Annotated in this window: 17 protein-coding genes and 2 pseudogenes; 5 read left to right on the top strand and 14 right to left on the bottom strand. The window is 73.3% G+C overall.

The genetic code is table 11. The annotated features are described in order from the left end of the window. Nucleotides 1-50 precede the first annotated feature (50 nt). A complete protein-coding gene (locus AB0O01_RS22705; RefSeq protein WP_365315877.1) occupies nucleotides 51-1499 on the top strand; it encodes a zinc-dependent metalloprotease in 1449 nt (482 codons plus the stop codon). Beyond that, nucleotides 1496-2053 (top strand): NUDIX domain-containing protein, encoded by a 558-nt coding sequence (locus AB0O01_RS22700; protein ID WP_365315875.1) that lies wholly within the window; start codon nucleotides 1496-1498, stop codon nucleotides 2051-2053. The genes AB0O01_RS22705 and AB0O01_RS22700 overlap by 4 nt, the downstream gene beginning before the upstream one ends. A 114-nt stretch (nucleotides 2054-2167) precedes the next feature. Here the strand turns inward: AB0O01_RS22700 and AB0O01_RS22695 are convergent, their stop codons facing one another. From AB0O01_RS22695 to AB0O01_RS22680, 4 genes and pseudogenes are all read right to left on the bottom strand, one after another. Next, nucleotides 2168-2920, bottom strand: coding sequence for an AIM24 family protein (locus AB0O01_RS22695; protein ID WP_365315873.1), 753 nt, complete (start codon nucleotides 2918-2920; stop codon nucleotides 2168-2170). A 26-nt stretch (nucleotides 2921-2946) separates the two neighbouring features. Continuing rightward, the gene (locus AB0O01_RS22690) at nucleotides 2947-3624 is read right to left on the bottom strand and encodes an AIM24 family protein (protein WP_365315871.1); all 678 of its coding nucleotides are present in this window, start codon (nucleotides 3622-3624) and stop codon (nucleotides 2947-2949) included. A gap of 8 nt (nucleotides 3625-3632) precedes the next feature. Next, on the bottom strand, nucleotides 3633-5375 hold the full coding sequence (locus AB0O01_RS22685) for a TerD family protein (RefSeq protein WP_365315870.1): 1743 nt from the start codon (nucleotides 5373-5375) through the stop codon (nucleotides 3633-3635). Between the two features lie 399 nt (nucleotides 5376-5774). Then, nucleotides 5775-6365 (bottom strand): annotated as a pseudogene (locus AB0O01_RS22680) (M48 family metallopeptidase); the annotation flags it as partial. 350 nt (nucleotides 6366-6715) lie between these two features. On the opposite strand from AB0O01_RS22680, the gene AB0O01_RS22675 reads away from it, so the two are divergent. Then, nucleotides 6716-7933: a TOMM precursor leader peptide-binding protein gene (locus AB0O01_RS22675; protein WP_365315868.1), complete on the top strand. Its 1218-nt coding sequence runs from the start codon at nucleotides 6716-6718 to the stop codon at nucleotides 7931-7933. Further along, entirely contained in the window at nucleotides 7926-9398 is a 1473-nt protein-coding gene (locus AB0O01_RS22670; RefSeq protein ID WP_365315866.1) for an AarF/ABC1/UbiB kinase family protein, read from the top strand. The genes AB0O01_RS22675 and AB0O01_RS22670 overlap by 8 nt, the downstream gene beginning before the upstream one ends. Nucleotides 9399-9904: 506 nt before the next feature. Here AB0O01_RS22670 and AB0O01_RS22665 read toward each other — a convergent pair. The 5 genes from AB0O01_RS22665 to AB0O01_RS22645 all read right to left on the bottom strand — a co-directional run bounded on the left by AB0O01_RS22665 (nucleotide 9905) and on the right by AB0O01_RS22645 (nucleotide 13806). Next, the gene (locus AB0O01_RS22665) at nucleotides 9905-10114 is read right to left on the bottom strand and encodes a hypothetical protein (RefSeq protein ID WP_365315865.1); all 210 of its coding nucleotides are present in this window, start codon (nucleotides 10112-10114) and stop codon (nucleotides 9905-9907) included. A 139-nt stretch (nucleotides 10115-10253) separates the two neighbouring features. Next, nucleotides 10254-10577, bottom strand: a complete 324-nt coding sequence (locus tag AB0O01_RS22660; protein WP_365315864.1) for a hypothetical protein — start codon at nucleotides 10575-10577, stop codon at nucleotides 10254-10256. Further along, nucleotides 10574-10942, bottom strand: a complete 369-nt coding sequence (locus AB0O01_RS22655) for a WhiB family transcriptional regulator (protein ID WP_365315863.1) — start codon at nucleotides 10940-10942, stop codon at nucleotides 10574-10576. The genes AB0O01_RS22660 and AB0O01_RS22655 overlap by 4 nt, the downstream gene beginning before the upstream one ends. Before the next feature lie 177 nt (nucleotides 10943-11119). Next, nucleotides 11120-11443, bottom strand: a complete 324-nt coding sequence (locus tag AB0O01_RS22650; RefSeq protein WP_365315861.1) for a hypothetical protein — start codon at nucleotides 11441-11443, stop codon at nucleotides 11120-11122. Between the two features lie 143 nt (nucleotides 11444-11586). Next, complete coding sequence (locus tag AB0O01_RS22645) at nucleotides 11587-13806, bottom strand: ATP-dependent DNA helicase UvrD2 (protein WP_365315860.1); 2220 nt, start codon at nucleotides 13804-13806, stop codon at nucleotides 11587-11589. A gap of 266 nt (nucleotides 13807-14072) precedes the next feature. On the opposite strand from AB0O01_RS22645, the gene AB0O01_RS22640 reads away from it, so the two are divergent. Further along, on the top strand, nucleotides 14073-14330 hold the full coding sequence (locus AB0O01_RS22640; protein ID WP_365315858.1) for a mycoredoxin: 258 nt from the start codon (nucleotides 14073-14075) through the stop codon (nucleotides 14328-14330). A gap of 118 nt (nucleotides 14331-14448) precedes the next feature. On the opposite strand, the gene nudC is transcribed toward AB0O01_RS22640, so the two are convergent. From nudC to AB0O01_RS22615, 5 genes and pseudogenes are all read right to left on the bottom strand, one after another. Then, nucleotides 14449-15393, bottom strand: a complete 945-nt coding sequence (gene nudC / locus AB0O01_RS22635; protein ID WP_365315857.1) for an NAD(+) diphosphatase — start codon at nucleotides 15391-15393, stop codon at nucleotides 14449-14451. 474 nt (nucleotides 15394-15867) lie between these two features. Then, nucleotides 15868-17256 (bottom strand): annotated as a pseudogene (locus AB0O01_RS22630) (dipeptidase); the annotation flags it as partial. 10 nt (nucleotides 17257-17266) lie between these two features. Beyond that, complete coding sequence (locus AB0O01_RS22625) at nucleotides 17267-20950, bottom strand: UvrD-helicase domain-containing protein (protein WP_365315855.1); 3684 nt, start codon at nucleotides 20948-20950, stop codon at nucleotides 17267-17269. A 134-nt stretch (nucleotides 20951-21084) separates the two neighbouring features. After that, nucleotides 21085-24663: a UvrD-helicase domain-containing protein gene (locus AB0O01_RS22620; protein WP_365315853.1), complete on the bottom strand. Its 3579-nt coding sequence runs from the start codon at nucleotides 24661-24663 to the stop codon at nucleotides 21085-21087. Next, nucleotides 24660-24794: a hypothetical protein gene (locus tag AB0O01_RS22615; protein WP_365315852.1), complete on the bottom strand. Its 135-nt coding sequence runs from the start codon at nucleotides 24792-24794 to the stop codon at nucleotides 24660-24662. Before AB0O01_RS22615 ends, AB0O01_RS22620 begins: the two co-directional genes overlap by 4 nt. Nucleotides 24795-25049 lie beyond the last annotated feature (255 nt).

Below are 25049 nucleotides of genomic sequence, written 5' to 3'. Positions count from 1 at the left end.
GCAGTCGTGCCGCCGGAAAGAACCGGTGGCCTTACCAGCCGAGGAATCCCGTGAGTGACACCCCATTCGGATTCGGCCTTCCGCCGGAGGAGCCGGACGACGGCGACGAGGGCAAGAAGAAGGACCAGCAGAGCGGTGGTGGTCAGGGACCGGCCAATCCGTTCGGTTTCGGGCCGTCCGGGGCCGGCGGCCCCGGTGCGGACAATCCGCTCGCCGCCATGTTCGGGTCGCTGAACCCCACCGACCTGGGCGCCGCGTTCCAGCAGCTCGGCCAGATGCTCTCCTACGAGGGCGGCCCGGTGAACTGGGACATGGCCAAGCAGATCGCCCGCCAGACGGTGTCCCAGGGCACCGCCGACGGCGTGAAGGACGCGAGCGTGGGCCCCGCCGAGCGCACGGCCGTGCAGGAGGCCGTCCGGCTGGCCGATCTGTGGCTGGACGACGCGACCTCGCTGCCGTCCGGCGCGAACACCGCGGTGGCGTGGAGCCGCGCGGAGTGGGTCGAGGCCACGCTGCCCGCCTGGAAGGAGCTGGTCGACCCGGTCGCCGAGCGGGTGGGCGGCGCCATGGGCGAGATCCTCCCGGAGGAGATGCAGGCCATGGCCGGGCCGCTGATCGGCATGATGCGCTCCATGGGCGGCGCCATGTTCGGTTCGCAGATCGGGCAGGCCGTGGGCGTGCTCGCGGGCGAGGTCGTCGGTTCGACCGACATCGGCCTCCCCCTGGGCCCCATCGGCAAGGCCGCGCTGCTGCCGCTGAACGTGGAGGCGTTCGGCAAGGATCTCGGCGTGCCCAAGGACGAGGTGCGGCTGTATCTCGCCCTGCGCGAGGCCGCCCACCAGCGTCTTTTCGCGCATGTGCCGTGGCTGCGGGCGCATCTGTTCGGCGCGGTCGAGGGCTACGCGCGCGGGATCAAGGTCGACACCACGAAGCTGGAGGACGTGGTCGGCCAGTTCGACCCGCAGAACCCCGAGGAGTTGCAGCAGGCACTCCAGCAGGGCATGTTCCAGCCCGAGGACACGCCCGCGCAGAAGGCGGCTCTGGCCCGGCTGGAGACGGCTCTGGCGCTGGTGGAGGGCTGGGTCGACGCGGTGGTGCACGCCGCCGCCAAGCCCCGGCTGTCGTCCGCCGACGCGCTGCGCGAGACCCTGCGCCGGCGCCGGGCCACGGGCGGTCCGGCCGAGCAGACCTTCGCCACACTGATCGGCCTGGAGCTGCGTCCGCGCCGGCTGCGCGACGCGTCCCGGCTGTGGGCGTCCCTGACGGACGCGCGCGGGGTGGACGGCCGCGACGCCCTGTGGAGCCACCCGGACATGCTGCCGACGGCCTCCGACCTGGATGACCCGGACGGCTTCGTGCACCGCGAGCAGATCGACTTCTCCGAGCTGGACAAGATGCTCGGCGAGGCGGCCGGCGGCAAGCCCGACCTGAAGAAGGGCGACGACGCCCCGGACACCGGCAAGGGCGAGGACGGCGAGGACAAGGGCGACGCCGAGTGAGCCTGTACGACGACGCGGTCCTCGTACTCAAGGGCCACGAGGACCACGGAGGCCCCGAGGGCGTCGGCGCGGAGCAGAGCGGGCTGCGCCAGTCCTACCTGGACCATCTGGCCGCCCACCCGGACGGCCTGTGGAAGTCCTGCCCCGCGGGGCATGTCACGGCCAGCGCGCTGGTGATCGACCCCGCGCGCGGGCGCGTGCTGCTCACCCTGCACAGGAAGCTGCGGATGTGGCTCCAGATGGGCGGCCACTGCGAGCCGGGCGACCCCACCCTCGCGGCGGCGGCCCTGCGCGAGGCGGCCGAGGAGTCCGGTGTCGCGGGCCTGAGCCTGCTGCCGGGCGGCCCGGTGCGCCTGGACCGCCATCCGATCCCCCCGCCCTGCCACGTCCACTACGACGTCCAGTACGCCGCGCTGGCCCCCTCGGACGCGCCGCACACGGTGAGTGACGAGTCGCTCGATGTGCGCTGGTTCGGCTACGCCGAGGTCCCGGAGGTGGCCGACGACTCCGTCGTGCGGCTGCTGGGGGCGGCTCGGGAGCGGCTCGGGGAGTGATCCGTCCGGTACGGGGTGCCGGGTGGTGGGCTGTAGCAACGGCATCCGGAGCACATGTAAGGGGCGCCCTACAGTGCGGGCGCCCCTTACATCTGAGTACCGGCGGAGTCGCCCCTAGTTGCGGCTGCCCCCGAGGGAGTTTCCGCTGAGGCCGCCGGAGCCCATGCCGAACTGGCCGAGCATCCCGGAGGCGCGGACGTGCTGCGGCGGGAGCAGCTCGCTGGGCTGCACCAGGACGTGTCCGGTGCCGGAGAAGTGCATCTCCCAGCCCTCCCCGGTGGAGCCGCGGCGGCGCCAGACGGCCGAGGTCGAGGTGGGCGCCTGGAGCTGGGTGCGCAGCGAGGTGGACCAGGCGATGACCGCGTCCGAGTCGCAGCAGATGTTCTTGTCCGGGGTGACCTCCAGGACCAGCGGCTCGCCCGAGGTCATCAGGACGACCTGCCCGGCGCCGGACAGCTCCAGGTTGTAGGCGCCCGCCGAGGCGACCTCCACGGCGCTGTCGATGGCGACGATGCCGACACCGAGCGAACCGTCGAAGGCGAGGACGGCGGAGCTGTCGACGGTGATGCCGGGGCCGACATCCATGATGTGCAGGTACTGCGCGAAGTTGGCGAGATAGACGATCCCGCTGCCCTTGCAGCGCATCAGCTCCAGTTGCTCGCCGGTCATCCGCTCGACATTGCGCCAGCTCCGGTTGCGGTACTGACTGTCGAACTCGACCTGCCCCTCGAAGGCCACCATGGCGCCCTGCCGGGCCAGCACGGGACCGCTGCCGAGCGTGACGTCGGTCTTGAGGAGTTGCGGATTCTGGAGGGTGTAGCGCGCGGTGTGCTCCACCGGGATGTGCGCGAAGAGTGTGCTGTGCATTGTGCTGGTGCTCCTCTCAGCCCCGGTCAGCCACGGATCTTGAAACGGTCGCCGGTGTCCTCGCTGGGCTGGACGACCACGAAACCCTGCCCCTTGAACCCGATCTGGAATGCCTCGCCGCTGCCGCGCCCGATCAGTGCGCTCGCCTTCATGGTGCGGCGGGCCTTCATGTCGAGGCCGTCGGTCCAGGCGATCAGCGCGTCCGGGTCGACATAGGTCTCGCGCTCGGCGCAGTCCAGGGAGATCGGCATGCCGCGGGTGACCAGGGCGACCCAGCCGGTGCCCCGGATGACCAGGTTGGTCAGCCCCGAGCCGGAGAGCTTGGCGAGGCCCTTGACCGGCTCGATGGTCAGCCCGAGCGAGGCGTCGCAGGCCAGCAGGCTGGGGCCGTTGACGGACATCGCCTCGTTGTTCAGATGGACGACGAGGACCTCGCCGCCGTAGTCCGCGAGGTACAGCTCGCCGTCGCCGCGGCAGAGCATCAGCTTGCCGCCCTCGCCGGTGACCATCTCCTCGGCCGTCCGGCGCAGGGTGCCGGGTGCCGCGTCGAACTGCACATAGCCGTCGTACGCGATCATCGAGCCGGCCTTGGCGTACAGGTCCTGGCCGCTGACCATGGTGACCTTGAGCGTCTTGGCGTTGTGCACGGCCATCCGGACGCCGGTGGGCGCGGAGCGCTGCGCGTGAAGTGACTGGAGGTCCATGGACTGCCTCACACCTCGAAGGGCTGGACGACGACGAAGTTGCCGGGCGCGCCGCGGAACTGGAGGTTGACGGCCTCCGAGTTCTGCCGGGCGTAGCCGGAGCGGCGCAGCCTGAGCGAGGTGGTGGTGACCGCCTGCGCGCCCGCGGACCAGGCGATGACGGCGTTGCCGTCCACATAGGTGGCCGGTCCGACGGGCAGCACCACGGGCACCCCGCGGGTCTTGACCACGACCGCGCCGGTGCCGGAGAAGAGCATGCTGAACAGTCCGCCGCCGGGCAGTCCCGCGCCCTCGATACGGCGGATCTCGGTGTCCAGCGCCTCGTCGAAGGCGAGGACGCCCCGCGCGCTGGTGTAGATCTGCTCGCCCTGGAGCCGGATCACGAAGAGCCGGCTGGCCTCGTCGGCGAGGAACACCTCGCCGTCGCCGGAACAGCGCATCAGGGCCATGCCCTGGCCGGTGAGCTGCCCGGTGAGCTTGCCGAGCAGTCCGGAGCCCTTGTGGGCGAAGTCGATGTCGCCCTGGTAGGCGACCATGGAGCCCTGCTTGGCGAGGATGTTGGCGCCCTTGGACAGGGTCGCGCGCACCAGCTCGGGGTTCTGCTCGGTCCAGCGGTCGCCGACGGGTGCCTCGGCGTACCTGGCGAGGACGTTCCGCAGCCCGGCCTCCTGCGGCACGGGCGCGAGCTGCACACCGCCACCGAAGGGCTGGCCGAGGCCGGGGGTGCCGGGTCCGCCGGGTGGGGGCGTGAAGGGGCCGCCCACGGGGGCACCGGGGGGCGGGGTGAAGGGGCCGCCTGTGGGGGACGCGCCGGGGGGCGTGAACGGGCCGCCTGCCGGGGCGCCGCCAGGAGGCGTGAACGGGCCGCCCTGGGGCGCGGCGGGAGCGGCGGGTGGCGCGCCCGGGGGCGGGACCGTGCCCGCGGGAGGGGTGTGCAGGGGCGCGACGACGGTCTGCGCGGAGTGCACATTGGGTGCCGGTGCCGGAGGCGGGGGCGGGGTCGCGCCGGGCGGCGGGGCGAAGCCCTGCGCGGGCGCGGGGGCCGGGGCAGGGGCCGGGGCAGGAACGGGCGCAGGGGGCGGGGCGGGTGCCGCGGGGGCCGGGGCCGGAGCGGACGGTGCCCCGAAGGCGGGTGGTGGTGCGGCGGCCTGGGCGGGGGGCGCGAAACCAGGGGTGGCGCCCCCGGCGCCGGGCTGCGGCTCGGGCGCGTCCGGCGCCTCCTCCTCCATGACCTCGCCGCCGAAGTTCTTCAGCAGCGCGTCCAGACCACCGTCGAAGCCCTGTCCGACCGCGGCGAACCGCCAGACGTCCTTGAGGTAGAAGTCACCCAGCATCACGGCCCGCTCGGTGGTGAACTCCGAGCCGTCGAAGGCGTAGCGGGCCACTTCCTCGCCGCCCGCGACGATCCGGATGTACCCGGGGCCGATCTGCGAGATCTGCCCGTCGCCGTCGAGGGCCGCCGTGAACGACAGCTTCTGGATCTGCTGCGGAACCCGGTCCAGGGTGACCCGGAACGACTCCGTGTCGCCCGCCTGGGCACCCAGGAGCTGAAGGGACTCCTCCGGGGACTTCGGCTGATTGAAGAAGATGAAGTACCGGTCGTCGGAGAGCCGTTCATCGGCGTCGAGTCCGAAGCAACTGATGTCGAAGGTCAGTCCGGGCCCCGAGATCTGCACACCTACATACAGATCGGTCCCCGCGGTGAGATCACTGACCTTGGCCTTGTGGCCGCGTTGGAATTCCCTGGCCATACGCTACGACCGTCCCCCATCCCGAATGCGAGTGCGTCGCGTCAGGCTAACGGCAATCCCGGACAACGGACGAAGTCGGTACAGACCCGGTACAGAACGAAGACTCCCGGCCATGAAGAGATCACGGCGAGTGGGGCTGCGCTGACGCGCGGCTGATGGGGGGTTGATGTGCGGGGCGGACACGGGTGGCCGCCCCGCGCGGGGAGGTCACGCCGTCCCGGCGGTGCAGCGGTGCGGCGGTGGAAGGTGCCGCAGGTAGCCGCTCGCGCGGGGAGGTCACTCGCCGGACTCGCCCTCGCCCTCGGCGCCGCTCCCGGAATCGGAATCGGTATCCGTATCGGTATCCGCATAGGTATCGGCGTCGTCCGTGTCCGTATCGGCGTCCCGGTCACCGCGCCCCTCGCGCGCGCCCGGCAGATGCGGCAGCCGCTCGGCGGCGACCACGCCCTCCAGATAGCCGCGCGCCCGCTCGGTACGGGGATACGCCTCCAGCAGCCGCCAGAACCGCGGCCCGTGGCCGGGTACCAGCAGATGCGCCAGCTCATGGAGGAGGACGTAGTCGACGACGTACTCGGGCATCCCCTGGAGCCGGTGGGAGAGCCGGATGCTGCCGTCGGACGGCGTGCAGGAGCCCCAGCGGGTGTTCTGGTTGGTGACCCAGCGCACGGAGACCGGGCGGGCCCGGCCGCCGAAGTACTGCCCCGACAGCCGCTCGGCGCGCTCGGCCAGCTCGGCGTCGCCGAGGACCCGCTTGCTCTCCTGGGCGGCCAGCTTGTCCAGCATGACGCTCACCCAGCGTTGCTCCTCCGCCTCGGACATCCGGGCAGGGATGAGCACGACGGTGCGATCGCCCTCGCGATACGCCGAGACCGTCCGTCGTCGACGGGCGCTTCTGCGTACCTCGATCGCGCTCGCCCCCGAGCCGCTCGGCGGCTGGCTCGTCGTGCTGCGCTGTGGCGTTCCGGCGCGGTGCAGTGGGTCGGCGGGCACGCCCCGACGTTACCCGCTGCACATGAGTGAAGTCTTGACTCCGGAACCGTTCCGTTGCCGATCCCCCGCCAAGCGTCTGATTTGTACGACGAATACCCGCTACCTGTGGACAACTTTCGGCCTCCGCCGCCCGGCCCGTGCATGCTGGATCCCGTCGGCGGAGCGGGCGCCGGAGCGCTCCCGAAGCGATTCCACCGGCGAAGGCGCCGGGATGTCCGCGCTTCTGCACCACTGAGCTGCTGAGCTACTGCGTCTCTGGACGACTGCGCTTTCTGCGGTACTGAACGACCGGGCTTGTGCACTGCTGCACTGGTGCACTGCTGCACTTCTGGGGCTATGGGGGGCCTGTGATGCATCCGATGGTGAAACCGGCGCTGCGGCGCGGCTGGCGTGATCTGAACACCGTGCAGTTCGGCATGGCGCCGGCGCACGCGATGACCCTGGGGCCGATGGACACGGCCACCGGGCACTTCCTGGAACTGCTCAACGGCACGCGGGGGCTGCCGCTGCTGCGTGACGAGGCCCGTCGGATGGATCTGCCGGACGGCCATGTCGACGCGCTGGTGGACCGGCTGTCCGGCTCGGGACTGCTGGACGACTCCCGGGGCGGCGGTCCGGGCGCCGACGCCCTGCGCGCCCGTAAGGAGGTGCTCGACCGGCTGCGCCCGGATCACGCGTCCCTGTCCGTGACGACGTCGGAGCCGGGTGACGCGATGGCCCGGCTGGCGGCCCGGCGGGCGATGCGGGTCCGGGTGCTGGGCGCGGGCCGGGTGGGGGTGTCGCTGGCGGCGCTGCTGTCGGGGGCCGGGGTGGGTGAGGTCGATGTGCGGGACATCGGCAAGGTGGAGCCGTGGGATGTGGCGCCGGGCGGGCTGCCGGCCGAGTCGGTGGGTGAGCACCGGGTGGACGCGGCCCGTCGCGCGGTACGCCGGGCGGCCCCGGACCGGGCGCCGCGCCACGCCCCCGGTCCGGCCGGGGAGGGCGGCGACCCGGGCCTGTCGCTCGTGGTCCTGGCGCCGCGCGACGACGTGGCGGTCCATGCCCCGGCCCCGGAGACGGCCCGGCCATTCCTGGAATCCGGCACGCCGCATCTGTACGCCGGTGTGGTGGAGGCGACGGGGGTGGTGGGGCCGCTGGTCCTGCCCGGTGCGACGGGCTGCGCGGGTTGTCTCCAGGAGGCCCGTACGGACCGCGACCCCGACTGGCCCCGGCTGGTCGCGCAGTGGCGCTCGGGCGGCCGGCGGCGCCAGGTGCGCGCCTGTGATCTGACGCTGGCCGCGACGGTCGCCGCCCTGGCCGCCGCCCATGCGCTGGCCTTCCTGGACGGCCGGGAGCCGTCCGGCGCGGGCGCCCGCTGGGAGGTGTCGCTGCCGGTTCTCCAGTGGCATGCCCGGCCGGTCCCGCCGCATCCGGCGTGTCCGTGCGGAGCGGCCGAGAAAGGTAGGACGGAAGACACCTCGGAGGAAGGGCTGTCGCACGAGACAATGGCGGTGCAACGGTCGTCGAGGACGTCGGGCCGTACCCCCCGCGCGGCGCGGCCGTCCGGCACTTGGAGGGCGCATGTCTGATCTTCCCCGCAAGGCGGTCACCCGGACCGCCAAGCTCGCCGCGCTCCCGCTCGGTTTCGCCGGACGGGCCACCTGGGGCCTGGGCAAGCGGATCGTGGGCGAATCGGCGGAGCTGGTCGGCCGTGAGCTTCAGCAGCGCACCGCGGAACAGCTCTTCAAGGTGCTCGGCGAGTTGAAGGGCGGTGCGATGAAGTTCGGCCAGGCGCTGTCCGTCTTCGAGTCCGCCCTGCCGGAGGAGATCGCGGGACCGTACCGGGCGGCGCTGACCAAGCTCCAGGAGGCGGCTCCCCCGATGCCGACCCGCACGGTGCACGCGGTGCTGGGTGAGCGGCTCGGCGAGGACTGGTGTGATCTGTTCCTGGAGTTCGAGGACAAGCCGTCGGCGGCGGCCTCCATCGGCCAGGTGCACCGGGGGGTGTGGCGGGACGGGCGGGAGGTCGCGGTCAAGGTCCAGTATCCGGGCGCGGGCGAGGCCCTGCTGTCCGACCTGAACCAATTGAGCCGTTTCTCCCGCCTCTTGGGTCCACTGATCCCCGGCATGGACATCAAGCCCCTGATCACGGAGCTGCGCGACCGGGTCTCCGAGGAACTGGACTACGGCCTGGAGGCCGAGGCCCAGCGGGTGCACGCCGAGGAGTTCGCGGACGACCCGGACGTCCTGGTCCCGGCTGTGGTCCACCAATGCGACCAGATCCTGATCACGGAGTGGATCGACGGCATCCCGCTGTCGGAGATCATCGCGGACGGCACCGAGGAGCAGCGCGACCGCGCCGGCCAGCTCCTGGCCCGCTTCCTCTTCTCCGGCCCGGCCCGCACCGGCCTGCTGCACGCGGACCCGCACCCCGGCAACTTCCGGCTGCTGCCCGGCGGTCCCGAGGGCGCGGACGACTGGCGGCTCGGTGTCCTCGACTTCGGCACGGTCGACCGGCTCCCGGGCGGCCTGCCCGAGCCCATCGGCGACAGTCTGCGCCTGACGCTGGACGGCGAGGCGGAGGCGGTCTACGCGATGCTGTGCGCGGAGGGCTTCGTCAAGGATTCGATAGAGCTGGACCCGGAAGCCGTCATGGACTACCTGCTGCCGATCATCGAGCCGGCCCGGGTCGAGGCGTTCACCTTCACCCGCGCCTGGATGCGGAGCCAGGCCGCCCGGATCGCCGATGTCCGCTCCCCCGCCTACCAGCTCGGCAAGCAGCTCAATCTGCCCCCGGCCTATCTCCTGATACACCGTGTGACGCTCAGCACCATCGGCGTCCTGTGCCAGCTCGGCGCGACGGTCCGCCTGCGCGGCGAACTGGATGAGTGGCTGCCCGGGTTCGTGGCGGAGGAGTACTTGGAGGATGAGGGGGACGAGGCGGAGGAGTGGGGCGGGGGCGTTGACGGGGTCGAGGAGGATGACGGGGATGAGGGAGGAGTTGAGAAGAAGGGCGCCGACGAGCCCGAGGACACCGGCTCGCCGGGACGCTGAGCAAAGGCCCCGGGGGGCGTCGGGCCGAGACTGAGCGACGAGGCCGGGAGCCCCGGGCCGACGGGAACGCTGAACGACGATGCGGGGGACGCTGGGCCCACGGGGAAGCTGAACGACGAGGTCGGGGACGCCAGGACCACGGGGACACCGAACGATGAGGCCGGGGAGGCTGAAACCACGGGAACGCTGAACGGCGAGGCCGGGGACGCTGGAACCACGGGGACACTGAACGACGGCCGGGGACGCCGGGACCACACGGACGCTGAGCAGCGAGCCAGAGGACACCGGCCCCGAGACCGGGGAGCCGCCCGCCGGTGATCCGGACGGCATCGCGGAAGAGCCCCGGACAAAGCCCCGAGCCCAGCCCCAAGCCAAGCCCCGGACCAAACCGTGGCCCCAGCCCTCGACCGGGCCCCAAGCCGAGCCTCCGACCGGACCCCGAACAGCAGCCGCAGAGGCATGACCCCGCCCCACCCCGCCGCACCCCGTTCCCCCGGCGGTCGCCGCTACCACCAGGAGGAGTCGAGCCGCCCCTCGATCGCCCGGAGGTTCTCGCGGGAGCAGGTGTCGCAGAAGTACCGGCGGACACCGTTCTCCACGGAGCAGGTCCAGGTGAGCCGCAGTCCCTCGGCGGGCGTTCCGCAGCGGGCGCACGCCAGGGTCCGGGCCGCCTTCGCCGGGCCGTCCTCGTCACTGCCTCCGGCATCACTCGTCATCCGGTGACGATAACTCCACACCTGGACAATTACGGACACAACGCACCGCGGGGGCCGGTCCGTTCGGACGGACCGGCCCCCGCGTGAAGGCTTCGCCTCCCGGTCGGTCCGGGAGGCCACCGCTTCAGGTGTGGGCGGATTACTGCATGACGGCCATGGCCAGCGCACGGCGGGCGCGCATCGAGGCGCGCTCGGCCCGCCGCTGCATCCGGCGGGCCGCCGCCAGGCGGATCGCCCGACGCTCCTGCTCCGCCTCACGCAGCCGGTCGTGCATATGCGCACGGGCCAGTGCTTCTGGGATGAGTTGCATCTCTCGGGTCCTGTTCTGGCGCGAGTCGTGCGCGCCGGTGGTGCTGACGTCTTCGGTCGCCGAGCCGGTGGGCTCGTGTGCGGACGGCTTCATCGGGGCCTGCTTCTGGGGGTCGAGCGTGAGGGGGCGATCGATCGTTCCTGCGGCGTTCATGCCGTGACCGGGTTCTTGCGCGGGCGTCCACGCGGACGCTTCCGGGCGACGACGACACCCTGGACGAACAGCTCTCCGCCCCAGACGCCCCACGGCTCACGCCGCTCCTTGGCGCCGGCGAGGCAGGCCTCCATCAGCGGGCAGGTACGGCAGAGGGACTTGGCGTACTCGACGTCCGCCGGGGACTCCGCGAAGAAGACCTCCGGGTCGTAGGAACGGCAGGGGACGGGTACGCCGAGGTTCTCGATGGCGTCGTCGAGCGAGGTGAGCGCGGTGAGCGGGGTCAAGGTGGAGTCCTCCGTGAGGCCGGGCGGCGGGATCGTTCCGGAAGGCGGTACGGACGTGGCGTGCGCTTCGAGTTGCACGGTTCGTCTTCCTCGTCTGGTCGGTCCGGCCCTGTGGGGCCGGTGGTCGGCTGTGGTACCGGGTTCTCTCTTGTCCCGAGGCCCTTCGTCCTGCCCTCCCCGTTCGGGGAAAACAGAAGGGCCGCGGATCCCGGATGGGGTTCCGCGGCCCTGGAAGGGTGCCGGCCTGATCGCCGATCAGGCTGGATCGCTCCAGGGTTCTGGCCCACGGAAGGCCCACATCTGGTGGTGCTGCGTCGTCTGCTTCCGGAATCCGGCACCGGTCGCCGTAAAGGCATAGGCGTCTGCCTGAGCCAGTACTGCCGCTTCCAGTGCCTCGGTCGGTCGCTCATTGCGCTCACGGACGGGGAGACCGACCGGAGACACGGGGGCAGCCGGGCGCACGGCAGTGATGCCGGACAGACCGGTGCCCGGGATCGACAAGCCGAGCATGCACAGGGAGACGGTCGAGCGATCGGTCATTTTGACCGTGCTGCTGAAGCTGGTGTTGATGCTGATCACTGGACTCGCCTCCTCTCGGCGTATCGGGGGGCTGGGGTGAACCAACCCGTCGGATATGTAAGTAGAACACGGAATCAGGGCCTCCGAGAAGGCCGCTGCTCTCGTGTGTAAGAACCTATGGGGATTGACGGGGCTTTCGCAAACTATTTTTTCGATGAGTTCGGAAAGGTTTCGTCGTCGGGCTCGGCGAGGTCCCGGCCTGCGCAGATGGCCAGCACATCGGCCCCGTAGCGGCGGAACTTGCGGGCGCCGACGCCCGGGATGCGGGCCAGCTCCCCCTCGTCCTGCGGTCCCGCCTCGGCGATCGCGATCATCGTCTTGTCCGTGAGGATGCAGAACGCGGGCTGCCCGCTGCGCCCGGCCATGTCCTCCCGCCAGGCCCGCAGCCTCTCGTAGAGCCCCTCGTCCATGTCGGAGGGGCAGTCCTCACAGCGCATCAGTTTCATCTCACCGGCGTCGGTGAGAGTGCGCCCGCAGACCCGGCAGCGGGCCGGGGTGCGCCGGGTGGGCCGCCGCTCGCCACCGGTCGCGCCGGGCACCCCCCGCTCGACCCCGCCCGCGCCGCCACCCGTCCCGGCACGGGCCGCGCCCGCCGCGGAGCCGGGGCGCAGTCCGTCCAGGAAGCGGCTGGCCCGGCGGTTGGGCCGGTGGCCCGGTGAGCGGGCGAGGGCCCAGGAGACATGGAGCCGCTCCCGGGCGCGGGTGACCCCCACATAGAGGAGACGGCGCTCCTCCTCGATCTGTTCGTCCGTTCTCGCGTAGGTGATCGGCATCATGCCCTCGGCGACGCCGACCAGGAACACGACGTCCCACTCCAGGCCCTTGGCCGAGTGCAGGGAGGCCAGGGTGACGCCCTGCACGGTCGGGGCGTGCTGGGCGCTCACCCGCTCGTCCAGCTCGGCCACCAGATCGCCGAGCGTGGCGCCGGGTCTGGCGGCGGCGAAGTCCTGCGCGAGATGCACCAGCGCGGCCAGCGACTCCCAGCGCTCGCGCACCGCTCCGGACCCGGCCGGGGGCTGGGAGGTCCAGCCCTCGCCGGAGAGCACGGCACGGACCTGGGAGGGCAGGTCGACAGCCTCGTCCAGGGCGGCGTCGTTGCCGCCGAAGCGGGCGGCGGCGCGCAGGGCGGCTCCGGCCCTGCGCACCTCGGGCCGGTCGAAGAACCGCTCGGCACCGCGTAGCTGATAGGGGACACCGACGTCGGCGAGGGCCTGCTCATAGGTCTCGGACTGGGCGTTGGCGCGGAACAGGATGGCGATCTCGCCCGCCGGGACCCCGGTGTCCAGCAGGGCGCGGATGCGCCGGGCGGCGCCCTCGGCCTCGGCGGGCTCGTCCCCGTACTCGGTGTGCACCGGCTCGGGGCCGGCGGGGCGCTGGGAGATCAGTTCCAGCCGGTGGTCGGCGGCGCGGCCACGGGCCTGGGCGAGCAGTCCGTTGGCGAGATGGACGACCTGGGGGGTGGAGCGGTAGTCGCGGACCAGCTTGACGACGGTGGCAGCGGGGTGGCGGGCGCGGAAGTCGAGCAGATGGTCCGGCGTTGCTCCCGTGAATGAGTAGATGGTCTGGCTGGCGTCGCCGACCACGCACAGGTCGTCCCGGGGCCCCAGCCACAGTTCCAGCAGCCGCTGCTGGAGCGGGCTGACGTCCTGGTACTCGTCGACCACGAAGTGCTGGTACTGGGCCCGTACCTGGTCGGCGATGTCGTGGCGGTCCTGGAGGACGCCGACGGTCAGCAGCAGCACGTCCTCGAAGTCGATGACCCCGCGGGCCCGCTTGAGGTCCTCGAAGGCCGCGTACAACTGGGCGATCTCCGCCGGGTCGCGAGGGAGGTCACGGCCCGCCTTCGCGGCTGCGAGCGCGTAGTCCGCGGGTACGGTCTGGGTGACCTTGGCCCATTCGATCTCGGCCATGGCATCGCGCAGCTCCCCCCGGTCCAGCCGGAGCCGGCAGGCCGCGGCGGCGTCCGCGACCAACTGGCTCTTGCGGTCCACGAGCCGGGGCATGGCCCCGCCGACCGCTTTCGGCCAGAAGTACTGGAGCTGCCGCAGCGCGGCCGAGTGGAACGTACGGGCCTGGACGCCCTGGGCACCGAGCTGGCGCAGCCGGCCGCGCATCTCCCCGGCCGCGCGGTTGGTGAAGGTGACGGCGAGCACGTGGGAGGGCTGGAGGATGCCTGCGCGGACCCCGTAGGCGATGCGGTGGGTGATCGCCCGCGTCTTGCCCGTACCGGCACCGGCCAGGACGCACACCGGGCCGCGCAGGGTGGTGGCCACCTCGCGCTGCTCGGGGTCGAGCCCTTCGAGCACCGCGTCGGCCGTGTCCGGGACCCGCGGGAAGAGAGGGGAGTGCGTTGCTGCTGTCACACCGCCATGCTGCCAGGTCGCCGGAGACGGGTGAGCCGGTTGTCCACAGGGGCACCCTCGCGGTCGTATTAATGCCGCTCGACTCAATGCCGGTCCATGCCGGTCGACGCCGGTCGACGCCGCTCGCCCCCGCGCGCTGCCGCCGACCTGACGGATGACGGCCCGGACAGCGGCCCCGATACCCCGGGCGGGAATGGTCGCCAGGTCCGATACGTTCCATCAGCGCGAGCACCCGTCCCCGGAACCGCATAAGGAGCACGAGAGACATGTCGGGCACTGTGACGATGTACAGCACCACGTGGTGCGGCTACTGCCGCCGGCTGAAGAGCCAGCTTGACCGCGAGGGCATCGCGTACAACGAGATCAACATCGAGCAGGACCCGGAGTCGGCGGCCTTCGTGGAGAAGGCGAACAACGGGAACCAGACCGTACCGACCCTGCGCGTCGTCCCGGCCTCCGGCGGTGCCGAGGTGGTCATGACCAACCCGAGCCTGGCCCAGGTCAAGCAGGCTCTCACGGCCTGACGCCGGGTTCTGCCTGCCGGGTCCCGGTTGCCCGGGTTCGGTTGCCCGTCAGAGGGACGGCCCCTTCCGGATGTGTCGGAGGGGGCCGTCGGCCTTCGTACGGTGAGCGTGGGGGGCGTCAGGCCATGTGGCGGGTCGGCATGGGCTTGCCGTACCAGAGTTCGATCAGCCGGGCCGCGATGGAGATGCCGTAGGGCGGCAGGACCTCGCCGGAGTCGAACGCGGCGCGCAGTTCGTCGCGGGAGAACCAGCGGGCCTCGCCGATCTCGTCGCCGTCGACGGTGATCCCGGTGGTGGTGGCGCGGGCCATGAAGCCCAGCATCAGGCTGGACGGGAACGGCCACGGCTGGCTGGCGACGTAGTCGACCTGGCCGATCGTGATCCCGGCCTCCTCGAACACCTCGCGGCGCACCGACTGCTCCACCGACTCGCCCGGCTCGACGAAACCGGCCAGCGTGGAGAAGCGGCCCTCGGGCCAGTGGACCTGGCGGCCGAGCAGGATGCGGTCGTCCTCGTCGGTGACCGCCATGATCACGGCCGGGTCGGTGCGCGGGTAGTGCTCGGCGCCGCAGGCCGGGCAGCGGCGGATGTGACCGGCGGCGGCGATCACCGTGCGCTCCCCGCAGCGGGAGCAGAAGCGATGGGTGCGCTGCCAGTTCTCCAGGCCGACCGCGTGCACCATGAGACCGGCGTCGCGCGGGGAGAGCAGCAGCCCGGCCTCGCGCAGGCCGGCCGGGCGGGCGGACTGGTCGATCCGGCCGGGCAGGGCGTCCTTCTGGAGGGCGAAGTAGCTCACGCCGTCCCCGTCGATGCCCAGGAAGTAGCGGTGCGCCTCGGTGAGGGGGGCCTCGAAGGACGGGGTCATGACGAGTTCGGTGCGGCCCTCGGGCGTCTCGTCGATCAGGACCTGGCCGCCGGACACCACGAAGCAGCGGGTCGTGGGGTGGCTCCACGCCGCCGCGAGCCATGCCTCGTCGAGCCGGTGGTGCGCGGCGCGGTCGATGCCGCTGGGGGCGGTGAGCGAGACGGGTCGGTCGGCGGTGTGGTCGGTCCAGGTGGTCACGGGTGCTTCCAACTCCCCCAGGGCAACGGTTCGTTTCGGCGGGCGGTTCGGCGGGACGTGCGGCAGGCGGTGACCTGGTCCGGCCGGGCCCGGCCGGGCGGGGCGGTCCTTCCAGTGTGCCCCGCGCGGGAGGTCCTGCCGGACGGCGCGGGACGGTGGTCAGGGCGCCGCATGATTTCCCTCGCCATCGAGGGGTCCGTGCCGATCGCTCCCGCCGCCAGGTGCCCCGTGGTGGTCCTGCGCGACGCCGGGGGGTCCGTGCTGGTCTCCTTCGCCGCCAGGTCCCCCGTGGTGGTCTCCCTGGCCGCCGGGCGCCCCATGCTGGTCCCGCGCGACGCCGAGGGGTCCGTGCGGCTCCCCCGTGCCGCGGAGCCGCCCCTGCCGGTCCGTCTCGGCGGCGAGCGCCCCTCGCTGGTCCGTCTCGGCGGCACGCGCACCGCGCTGGTCGGTCTCGGCGGCCCGTTGCCCGCCGCCCCAGTGCTCCGCGAGGTCGCCCCACAGGTAGGCCGCGGTCTCGACGCCCTTGAACAGCAGGTCCAGCTCCACCTTCTCGTTCGGCGCGTGCCAGCCGTCGGACGGGACGGAGATGCCGAGGAAGAGCACCGGGGCGCCCAGCACCTCCTGGAGGTCGGCGGCCGGCCCGGAGCCGCCCTCGCGCGTGTAGCGCACCGGCTGCTCGAAGGCGCGGCTCATGGCCCGTACGACGGACTGGAGCGCGGGGTGGTCCAGCGGGGTCAGACAGGGGCGGGTGGCGCCGCTGAACTCGATGGCGTGCCGGATGCCGGGCGGGACCTGCTCGGCCGCCCAGGCGCGGACCGCCTTCTCGATGTGGTCGGGGTCCTGTCCGGCGACCAGGCGGAACGACAGCTTCACCATGGCCTCGGACGGGATGATCGTCTTGGTGCCGGGGCCCTGATAGCCACCGCCGATGCCGTTGACCTCGGCGGTCGGGCGGGCCCAGACCCGCTCCAGGGTGGTGTGCCCGGCCTCGCCGACGGCCGCGTACGACCTGGCCGTGTGCAGCCAGCTCTCCTCGTCGAAGGGCAGTTCGGCGAACAGGTCGCGCTCGCGGTCGGTCAGCTCCACCACACCGTCGTAGAAGCCGGGGACCGCCACGCGCGCGTGCTCGTCGTGCAGGGCGGCGACGAGGCGGGCGGCGGCGGTCGCCGGATTGGGCACCGCGCCGCCGAACGAACCGGAGTGGATGTCCTGGTCCGGGCCGTGGAACCGGATCTCGCACTCGGCCAGGCCCCGCATCCCGGTGCACACGGTCGGGGTGTCGGCCGCCCACATGCCCGTGTCCGAGACGATCACCGCGTCCGCCGCGAGACGGTCCGCCCGCTCCTCGACCAGTGCCCGGAAGTGCGGCGAACCGGACTCCTCCTCGCCCTCGATCAGCAGCTTCAGGCCGACCGCCGGGGCGGTGCGCCCGGTCGCCGCGAGATGGGCGCGGACGCCGAGTGTGTGGAACAGCACCTGACCCTTGTCGTCGGCCGCCCCGCGCGCGTAGAGCCGGTTGTCCCGGACGACCGGCTCGAAGGGGTCGCTGTCCCAGCCGTCCTCGGGCGCGGCGGGCTGCACGTCGTGATGGCCGTAGACGAGGACCGTGGGGGCCGCCGGGTCGTCGCCGGGCCACTCCGCGTAGACGGCGGGGGCGCCGGGCGTGGGCCACACCTCGACGACCGGGAAACCGGTCTCGGTCAGCTTGGCGGCGAGCCAGTCCGCACTGCGCCGGACATCCGCCGCGTGCTCGGGCTGGGCCGACACGGACGGGATGCGCAGCCACTCCCGCAGACCGTCGAGAAAGGGCTCGCGGTGGTCGGCGATGTACGTACGGACGGCGCTGTCCGGGGTGTGGCTCATGGTCACGAGCCTATCGGCCCACAGTGACAACCCGTTCGTGCTGTTCGTCACCGGGCGGCTCGTCGCCGGGGTCCGCCAGCAGCAGCCGTTCCAGCGCGGCCCGGTCCGGCAGTCCCTCGGGGCGCACCACCTCGCCGGTGCGGATGTGCACGAAGGCCGCCGTCACCGCCTCCGGCGGCACTCCCCGCTGCTCGGCCCACGCCAGCCGGTAGACGGCGAGCTGGAGCGGATCGGCGTCCTGGCTCCGCCCGGTCTTCCAGTCCACGATCTCGTACGTCTCCGCCGCATCTGTGTCCGGGGCTGTCACCTGCTCGGTACGGCCGCCGGTGGCGCCCCCGCCGGTGCGGTACACGGCGTCGATACGGCCCCGGATCACCCGGCCCGCGATGCCGAGCTGGAAGGGTGCCTCCACCCGGTAGGGCGTGCGCCGGGCGTACTCGGTCCGCTCGAACGCCTCCTTCAGGGCCTCCAGGTCCCGTTCGTCCGCGATCTCGGCGTCGTCGCCGGGCAGCTCGTCGGGGCCCAGCAGGGGCAGGGTCAGTTCCTCGAAGCGGGCCTCGACCCAGGCGTGGAAGCGGGTGCCCCGGCGGGCGGCGGGCTGCGGTGGGCGCGGCATGGGGCGGGCCAGCTCCCGCGCGAAGCCGTCCGGGTCGGCGGCCATCCGCATCACCTGCGTGGTGGTGAGCGTGGCGGGCAGACGCACCTCCGTGACGGCCTCCCGCGCGCGGAGCAGTTCCCCGGTGAGCGCGTCGAGGTCACGGTCCCAGGAGGCGACGGCACGGGCCTCTTCGGGGGTCAGGGGATCGGCGCTCTCGTCGTCGCGGGGTGCGGTGGCCCGCGGGGCGGACGCCTGGTGCGGTACGGCGGGGGGGCTCCCCTGGGCGGGCCTCGGCCCGGAGTGCCTCCCGCGGGCGGGCCCCTGCTCGGGGGGCCCCTCATGGCCGGGTTCTCCGTGAGCCGGATCCGGATCCTCTCCGTGCAGCTCTTCTTCGTAGGGCTCATACGACTCGTCCCGCTCGTACGGCTCGTACGGGTCGTGTGACTCGTGCGGCTGCTCTCCGTACGGGTCGTCGTCGAGCCCGTCGCGCTCGTCCTCGTACGGATCCTCGTATGGCTCCTCGTACGGATCCTCCGCCGGGGGTTCCGTCGGCCAGTCCGGGTCGTCGTAGGGGGCGGGGGCGGTCGCGCGGGTGAGGTCGTGGGCCGCGAGGGTGTCCAGGTGGGCGAGGACGGTGCGGGCGGCGGCACGGCGGCGGGTCAGGGCGGTGTCGTCCAGGGGCAGGGGCCATGCCTGGTCGGCGGTGCGGCGGTGCAGTGCCGGGTTCTCGGCGTCGTCCTCCGGTTCGTCGGCCCAGACCTCGATCTCGCCGTACCCGGCGGCGCAGTGCTCGTAGAGGGCCGTGAGGAAGTCGGAGGGGCCCCGGCGGCGCTTCTGGGTGGGGCCCCACCAGTGGCCGGAGCCGAGCAGGAGGGAGCGGGGGCGGGTGAAGGTGACATAGCCGAGGCGGAGTTCCTCGGTGTGCTGGTGGTCCTTCATCGCCTCGTGGAACGCCTTCATCCCGCGCGCGTCCCAGGCGCCGATGTCGGGGAGGGTCTCGGCGTCGCCGCGCAGGGCGTGCGGCAGCACCTTGGCCTGGGCGGTCCACTTCTCGCGGCCCTGGGCGCTGGGAAAGGTGCCGGTGACCAGACCGGGGACGGCGACCACGTCCCACTCCAGGCCCTTGGACTTGTGCGCGGTGAGCACCTTGACCGTGTTCTCGCCGCCCGGGAGGGCGTTGTCGAGGCCCTTCTCGTACTGGGCGGCGGTGCGCAGGAAGCCCAGGAAGGCGAGGAGGGTGGCCTCGCCGTCCCCGGCGGCGAAGGAGGCGGCGACGTCCAGGAAGTTGGAGAGGGTCTCGCGGCGGCGGGCGGCCAGCGCGTGCGGGGACGCCGACAGCTCGACCTCCAGACCGGTGACCGCGAGGACCCGGTGCAGCACGTCCATGAGCGGGTCGGCCAGCGAGCGGCGCAGATCGCGCAGCTCGGTGGCGAGGTGGGCGAAGCGGACGCGCGCCTCGGCCGAGAACGGCAAGGCGTCGGCGTCCCCGGTGTGCTCCAGGAAGGTGTCCAGGGCGTCGGCGAGGGAGATCACCTCGGCGGGGTCGACGCCTTCGACGGCCTCGGCGAGCCTGCGGTCGGGGTCGCCGTCGCCGCCCACGCGCGCGTGGGCCACCAGCAGCCGGGCGCGGCGGCCGAGGAGGGCGAGGTCGCGGGCGCCGATGCGCCAGCGGGGGCCGGTCAGCAGCCGGACCAGGGAGGCGTTGGCACCGGGGTCCTGGAGCACCTCGCAGACGGCGACCAGGTCGGCGACCTCGGGCAGGTGCAGCAGCCCGGACAGGCCGACCACCTCGACCGGCACGTCCCGGGCGACCAGCGCGCCCTGGATCTCGGCGAAGTCGCCGGCCGTGCGGCACAGCACGGCGATCTCGCCCGGCGCCGTGCCGGTGCGGACGAGATGGGCGATCGAGTCGGCGAGCCAGTCCAGCTCCTCGGCGTGGGTGGGCAGCAGGGCGCAGCGCACCCGGCCGTCGCGCTCGGCGCCGGGGGCCGGGCGCAGGGCCTCCACGCCCGCGTGCAGGGCGCGCAAGGGCTCGGCGAGGCCGTTGGCGAGGTCCAGGAGCCGGCCGCCGCTGCGGCGGTTCTCACTGAGCGCCTGGCGGGTCGCGGGGCGGCCGTCGGCGCGGGCGAAGTGCTCGGGGAAGTCGTCCAGGTTGGCGACGGAGGCGCCGCGCCAGCCGTAGATGGCCTGACAGGGGTCGCCCACGGCGGTGACCGGGTGGCCGGTGCCCTGGCCGAACAGTCCGGCCAGCAGGACGCGCTGGGCGACCGAGGTGTCCTGGTACTCGTCCAGGAGCACCACGCGGAACTCCTCGCGCAGCAGCCGTCCCACCTCGGGGAGCCGGGCGAGGCGGGCGGCCAGGGCGATCTGGTCGCCGAAGTCGAGCAGGTCGCGCTCGCGTTTGGCGGCGCGGTAGCGCAGTACCAGCTCGGCGAGTTCCCGGCGGGCGGCGGCCGTGTCGGGGACCTTGCGCAGTTCGGCGTTGCTGAGCTTGGCGCCCTGCACGGCGAGCAGCAGCTCGGCGTCCCAGGCGCGCAGGCTCTCCGGCCGGACGAGGTGCTCGGACAGCTCGGCGTCCAGCGCGAGGAGATCGCTGACCAGGTCGGGGAAGGACCGGGTGAGCGCCGGGTACGGGCCGGGGGCCTCGCGCAGGACCCGCGCGGCGAGCTGGAAGCGGGTGGCGTCGGCGAGGAGCCGGGCGGAGGGCTCCAGGCCGATGCGCAGCCCGTGGTCGGTCAGCAGCCGTCCCGCGAAGGCGTGGTAGGTGGAGATCACCGGCTCGCCGGGCGGGTTGTCCGGGTCGATGGCATCGGGATCGGTGACACCCGCCTTGACCAGGGCCTTGCGGACGCGCTCGGCGAGTTCTCCGGCCGCCTTGTTGGTGAAGGTGAGCCCGAGCACCTGTTCGGGGGCGACCCGGCCGGTGCCGACCAGCCACACCACGCGGGCCGCCATCACCGTCGTCTTGCCGGAGCCCGCCCCGGCCACGATCACCTGCGGGGCGGGCGGCGCGACGATGCACTCCGTCTGCTCCGGGGTGAACGGAATCCCGAGCAGTTCCTTGAGCTGCTCGGGATCGGTGAGAGGTGCGGGCATGTCCCAGAGGCTAGCGGCGGGCACTGACAACGGGGGTGGCGGGCGGGACGGCGGGGGCCGGGGGAGCCGTGGGGACGGGCCCGGGTCGTGCCGCAGGTCACTCCATCACGTGGCGTCACGTCCATCACGTGGCGTCAGTCCACCACGTGGCGTCCTTCCGGGCGGGCGCTGCACGACGCCCGGAAGGCGCAGTGGGCGCACTGCTGTCCGGCGGTCGGGGTGAACCGTTCGTCCAGGACCTTCCCGGCGGCGGTGGCGAGCAGTTCGCCGATCCACTCGCCCTCCAGGGGCTCCTGCGCCTGCACCTTGGGCAGGGTCTCGCCGCCGTCGCGGCGCGGGGCGCCCTGGCGGAGCTGGACGAGTTCGGCGCCGCCGGGAGCGGGACGGACGCCGTCGAACATTTCGTCGACGGCGCCCTCGCGGACGGCGAGCTGGTAGACGGCGAGCTGCGGGTGCTGGGCCACCTCCGCCGCGCTGGGCGTCTGTTTGCCGGTCTTGAAGTCCACGACATAGGCGCGGCCGTCGCCGTCGGTCTCCACCCGGTCCATCTGCCCCCGGATCCGGACCTCGTAGGCGCCCGCTTCGAGGGTGATGTCGAAGTCGTGCTCACTGGCCACCGGGGTGCGGCCCGCGCGGTCCATGACATGCCACTTCAGGAACCGTTCGAGCGCCACGCGCGCGTTGTCCTTCTCCTGGGCGGACTTCCACGGCGCGTCGAAGGCGAGCGCGTTCCACACCGAGTCGAGGCGTTCCATGAGGGCGGACAGGTCGGCCGGAGAGTGCCCGGAGGCGACCTCGTCGGCCAGGACATGGACGACGTTGCCGAAGCCCTGGGCGGCCGAGGCGAGCGCGTCGGCCTTGACCTCGCGGCCCAGGAACCATTGCAGCGCGCAGGTGTTGGCGAGCTGGTCGAGGGCGCTGCCGGACAGCACGACGGGCTGGTCGCGGTCGCGCAGCGGCACCTTGGCCGCGGTCGGCTCGTGCATGCCCCACCAGCGATCGGGGTGCGCGGACGGCACCAGGGGGCGGCCGTCGTCGTCGGCGAGCGCGGCGAGCCGGGCCAGCCGCCGGGCGGCGGCCTCGCGCAGCGCCCCGGACGCGCGCGGGTCGACGGTGGTGGCGCGCAACTCGGCGACCAGCGCCGCCACGGCCAGCGGGCGGCGCGGGCGGCCGGTGACGTCCCGGGGTTCGACGCCGAGTTCGGTCAGGAAGCGGGACGGCTGGTCACCGTCGTCGGCGGGGGCCTTCACGGCGGTGACGACGAGCCGTTCCTTCGCGCGCGTGGCGGCGACGTAGAACAGCCGGCGCTCCTCGGCGAGCAGCGCGCCCGGGGTGAGGGGCTCGGCGAGTCCGTCGCGGCCGATCCGGTCCGCCTCCAGGAGGGAGCCCCGGCGGCGCAGGTCCGGCCACAGCCCCTCCTGCACACCCGCGACGACCACCAGCCGCCATTCCAGGCCCTTGGCGCGGTGCGCGGTCATCAGGCGGACCGCTTCGGGGCGCACGGCCCGCCGGGTGAGCGTGTCGGCGGCGATGTCCTCGGCGTCGATCTCCGCCAGGAAGTTCAGCGCGCCGCGCCCCCCGGTGCGTTCCTCCGCGCGGGCGGCGGTGGCGAACAGCGCGCACACGGCGTCCAGGTCGCGGTCCGCGGTCCGCCCGGCCGCGCCGCCGCGCCGGGCGGCCCGCTCCAGCCGCGCCGGCCACGGGGTGCCGTCCCACAGCGCCCACAGCGCCTCCTCGGCAGTGCCGCCCCCGGCGAGGGTCTCCCGGGCGGTGCGCAGCAGCCTGCCGAGGCGCTGGGCCCCCCGCGCGTACGCGGGGTCGTGCACGGCCAGCCGTTCGGGCTCGGCGAGCGCCCGTGCGAGCAGTTCGTCCGAGGGCGGCGGCAGCGCGTTGCCCCCGGCCCGCTCCTCGTCCCGCAGGGCCCGCCCCAGGCGCCGCAGATCCGCGGCGTCCATCCCGGCGAGCGGGGAGGTGAGCAGGGTGAGAGCGGTCTCGGTGGCGAGCCAGCAGGGGGTGGGGGGATCGGCCTCCGCGGGAGGGGCATCCGCAGGCGACTCATCCACAGACGGGCCATCCGCAGGCGAGGCATCCGCTGCCGCCGTCGCCACCGCGCCGGACAGGCCGTCCGCCACCTCCGCCACCGCACTAGCCCGACCGTCCTCCGCCCCACCAGACGGGCCGTCCACCGCCCCACCCGACAGACCACCCGCCGCCTCCGCCTCCCCGCCGGACAGGCCGCCCGCCACCTCCGCCGCCGCACTGGCGGGGCCGTCCACCGCCGCACCGGACGGGCCGTCCGCCACCCCACCCGTCAGATCACCCGCCGCCTCCGCCACCGCCCGCAGGGCCGTCAGCAGCGGGGCCACCGCCGGTTCGTGGCGCAGCGGCACCTCGTCGCCGTCGATGTCGAGCGGGACCCCGGCGGAGGTGAGGGCGCGGCGCAGGACCGGGAGGGTGCGGGAGCCGGCCCGGACCAGGACGGCCATCTCGCGCCACGGAACGCCGTCCTCCAGATGGGCCCGGCGCAGGATGTCGGCGATGTTGTCCAGCTCCGTGCCCGCCGTCGGGTAGGTGAAGACGTCGATACGGCCGCCCTCGCGCGCGGGGGCGAGGTCGCGGTGGGCGCGGACCTTGTCGGCGGGGAGCCGGGTGAGCGGCATGCGCCGGGTGAGGAGCCGGGTGGCGTCCAGCAGGGCGGCGGCGGAGCGGCGGGAGGTGCGCAGCACCTCGACGGGTGCCGGGCGGCCGTCGAGGCGGGGGAAGGCGCCCGGGAAGTCCAGGATGCCGTTCACATCGGCGCCCCGGAAGGTGTAGATCGACTGGTCGGGGTCGCCGAAGGCGACCAGGGTGCGTCCGCCGCCGGCCAGCGCGCGCAGCAGCCGTACCTGGGCGGCGTCGGTGTCCTGGTACTCGTCGACGTAGACGGCGTCGTACCGGGCGGCGAGCAGGGCGGCGGTCTCCGGGCGGTGGGCGAGGAGCACCGCGCGGTGGACGAGTTCGGCGTAGTCGATGACGCCCTGGAGGTCGAGCACGTCGAGGTACTCGGCGAGGAAGGCGGCCCCGGCCCGCCAGTCGGGGCGTCCGATCCGGCGGGCGAAGGCGTCCAGGGCGTCCGGGCCGAGGCCCAGCTCGCGGGTGCGGGCGAGCACCGCGCGGACCTCGTCGGCGAAGCCCCGGGTGGTGAGACAGGCGCGCAGCTCGTCGGGCCAGCGCACCGAGGCGAGACCGGCCTGCGCCAGATCCCCCTGGCCCGCGAGCAGCTCCCGCACGGCCACGTCCTGCTCGGGGCCGGACAGCAGCCGCAGGGGCTCGACGAACAGGTCGTTGTCCTGGTGGGCGCGGACCAGGGCGTAGCAGAAGGAGTGGAAGGTGGTCGCGCGGGGCGCGCGGGCGGCTCCGATGCGCAGGGCCATGCGGTCGCGCAGCTCGACGGCGGCCTTGCGGCTGAAGGTGAGGACCAGGATCCGCTCGGGGTCGCCGCCCCGGGCGATCCGGGCGGCCACGGACTCGACCAGTGTGGTGGTCTTTCCGGTGCCCGGACCTGCGAGAACGAGCAGCGGACCGTGGGCGTGGTCAACCACCGCGCGCTGTTCGGCGTCCAGACGAGGGGGATCCGGCCGGTCCGGAGGAGTACGGACCAGCCGGTAGGCGCCACGGTTCCCCTGCCGCACCTTGAGCTGCGGCAGGCGCCTGGTGGAGGAAGAGGAGCTCACGTGGTTCGCCGGTCCTGGTGGTCGTGCTCGGGTCTGTTCGGCGCGGCGGTGCGCGCCGCCGCGAAGGGGGTCTCGTGGGGCGTCCGCCGCCGGGTGCGGTGGGCGGTGGCCGCCGGATGAACGGGGCACACGCCGCCGACGCTACGCCGACCCCGGGCACGGAAGCCGGACTTCCGCTTCTTCCCGGGCGCCCCAGGGGCCCTGTGCGCCCCGGAGGCCCTGTGCGACCCCGAGGCCCTGTGCGACCCGAGGGCCCCACACACCGCCTGCGCCCCACACACCGCCTGCGCCCCGCGCACAACGCGCACACCATGCACCCCGCACGCACCATGCACCCCGCACGCACCATGCGCCCCGCGCGGGACCCGCGCCCCTCGGCCCATGAA

This window comes from Streptomyces sp. NPDC093252 (assembly GCF_040683675.1).
Lineage (GTDB): Bacteria > Actinomycetota > Actinomycetes > Streptomycetales > Streptomycetaceae > Streptomyces.
This window is presented reverse-complemented; position numbering and strand designations above follow the sequence as displayed.

Coding starts and splice junctions, on each gene's coding strand:
- AB0O01_RS22695 (WP_365315873.1), bottom strand. CDS start 2,920: ATGCACAGCACACTCTTCGCGCACATCCCGGTGGAGCACACCGCGCGC.
- AB0O01_RS22690 (WP_365315871.1), bottom strand. CDS start 3,624: ATGGACCTCCAGTCACTTCACGCGCAGCGCTCCGCGCCCACCGGCGTC.
- AB0O01_RS22685 (WP_365315870.1), bottom strand. CDS start 5,375: ATGGCCAGGGAATTCCAACGCGGCCACAAGGCCAAGGTCAGTGATCTC.
- AB0O01_RS22675 (WP_365315868.1), top strand. CDS start 6,716: ATGCATCCGATGGTGAAACCGGCGCTGCGGCGCGGCTGGCGTGATCTG.
- AB0O01_RS22670 (WP_365315866.1), top strand. CDS start 7,926: ATGTCTGATCTTCCCCGCAAGGCGGTCACCCGGACCGCCAAGCTCGCC.
- AB0O01_RS22665 (WP_365315865.1), bottom strand. CDS start 10,114: ATGACGAGTGATGCCGGAGGCAGTGACGAGGACGGCCCGGCGAAGGCG.
- AB0O01_RS22660 (WP_365315864.1), bottom strand. CDS start 10,577: ATGAACGCCGCAGGAACGATCGATCGCCCCCTCACGCTCGACCCCCAG.
- AB0O01_RS22640 (WP_365315858.1), top strand. CDS start 14,073: ATGTCGGGCACTGTGACGATGTACAGCACCACGTGGTGCGGCTACTGC.
- AB0O01_RS22625 (WP_365315855.1), bottom strand. CDS start 20,950: ATGCCCGCACCTCTCACCGATCCCGAGCAGCTCAAGGAACTGCTCGGG.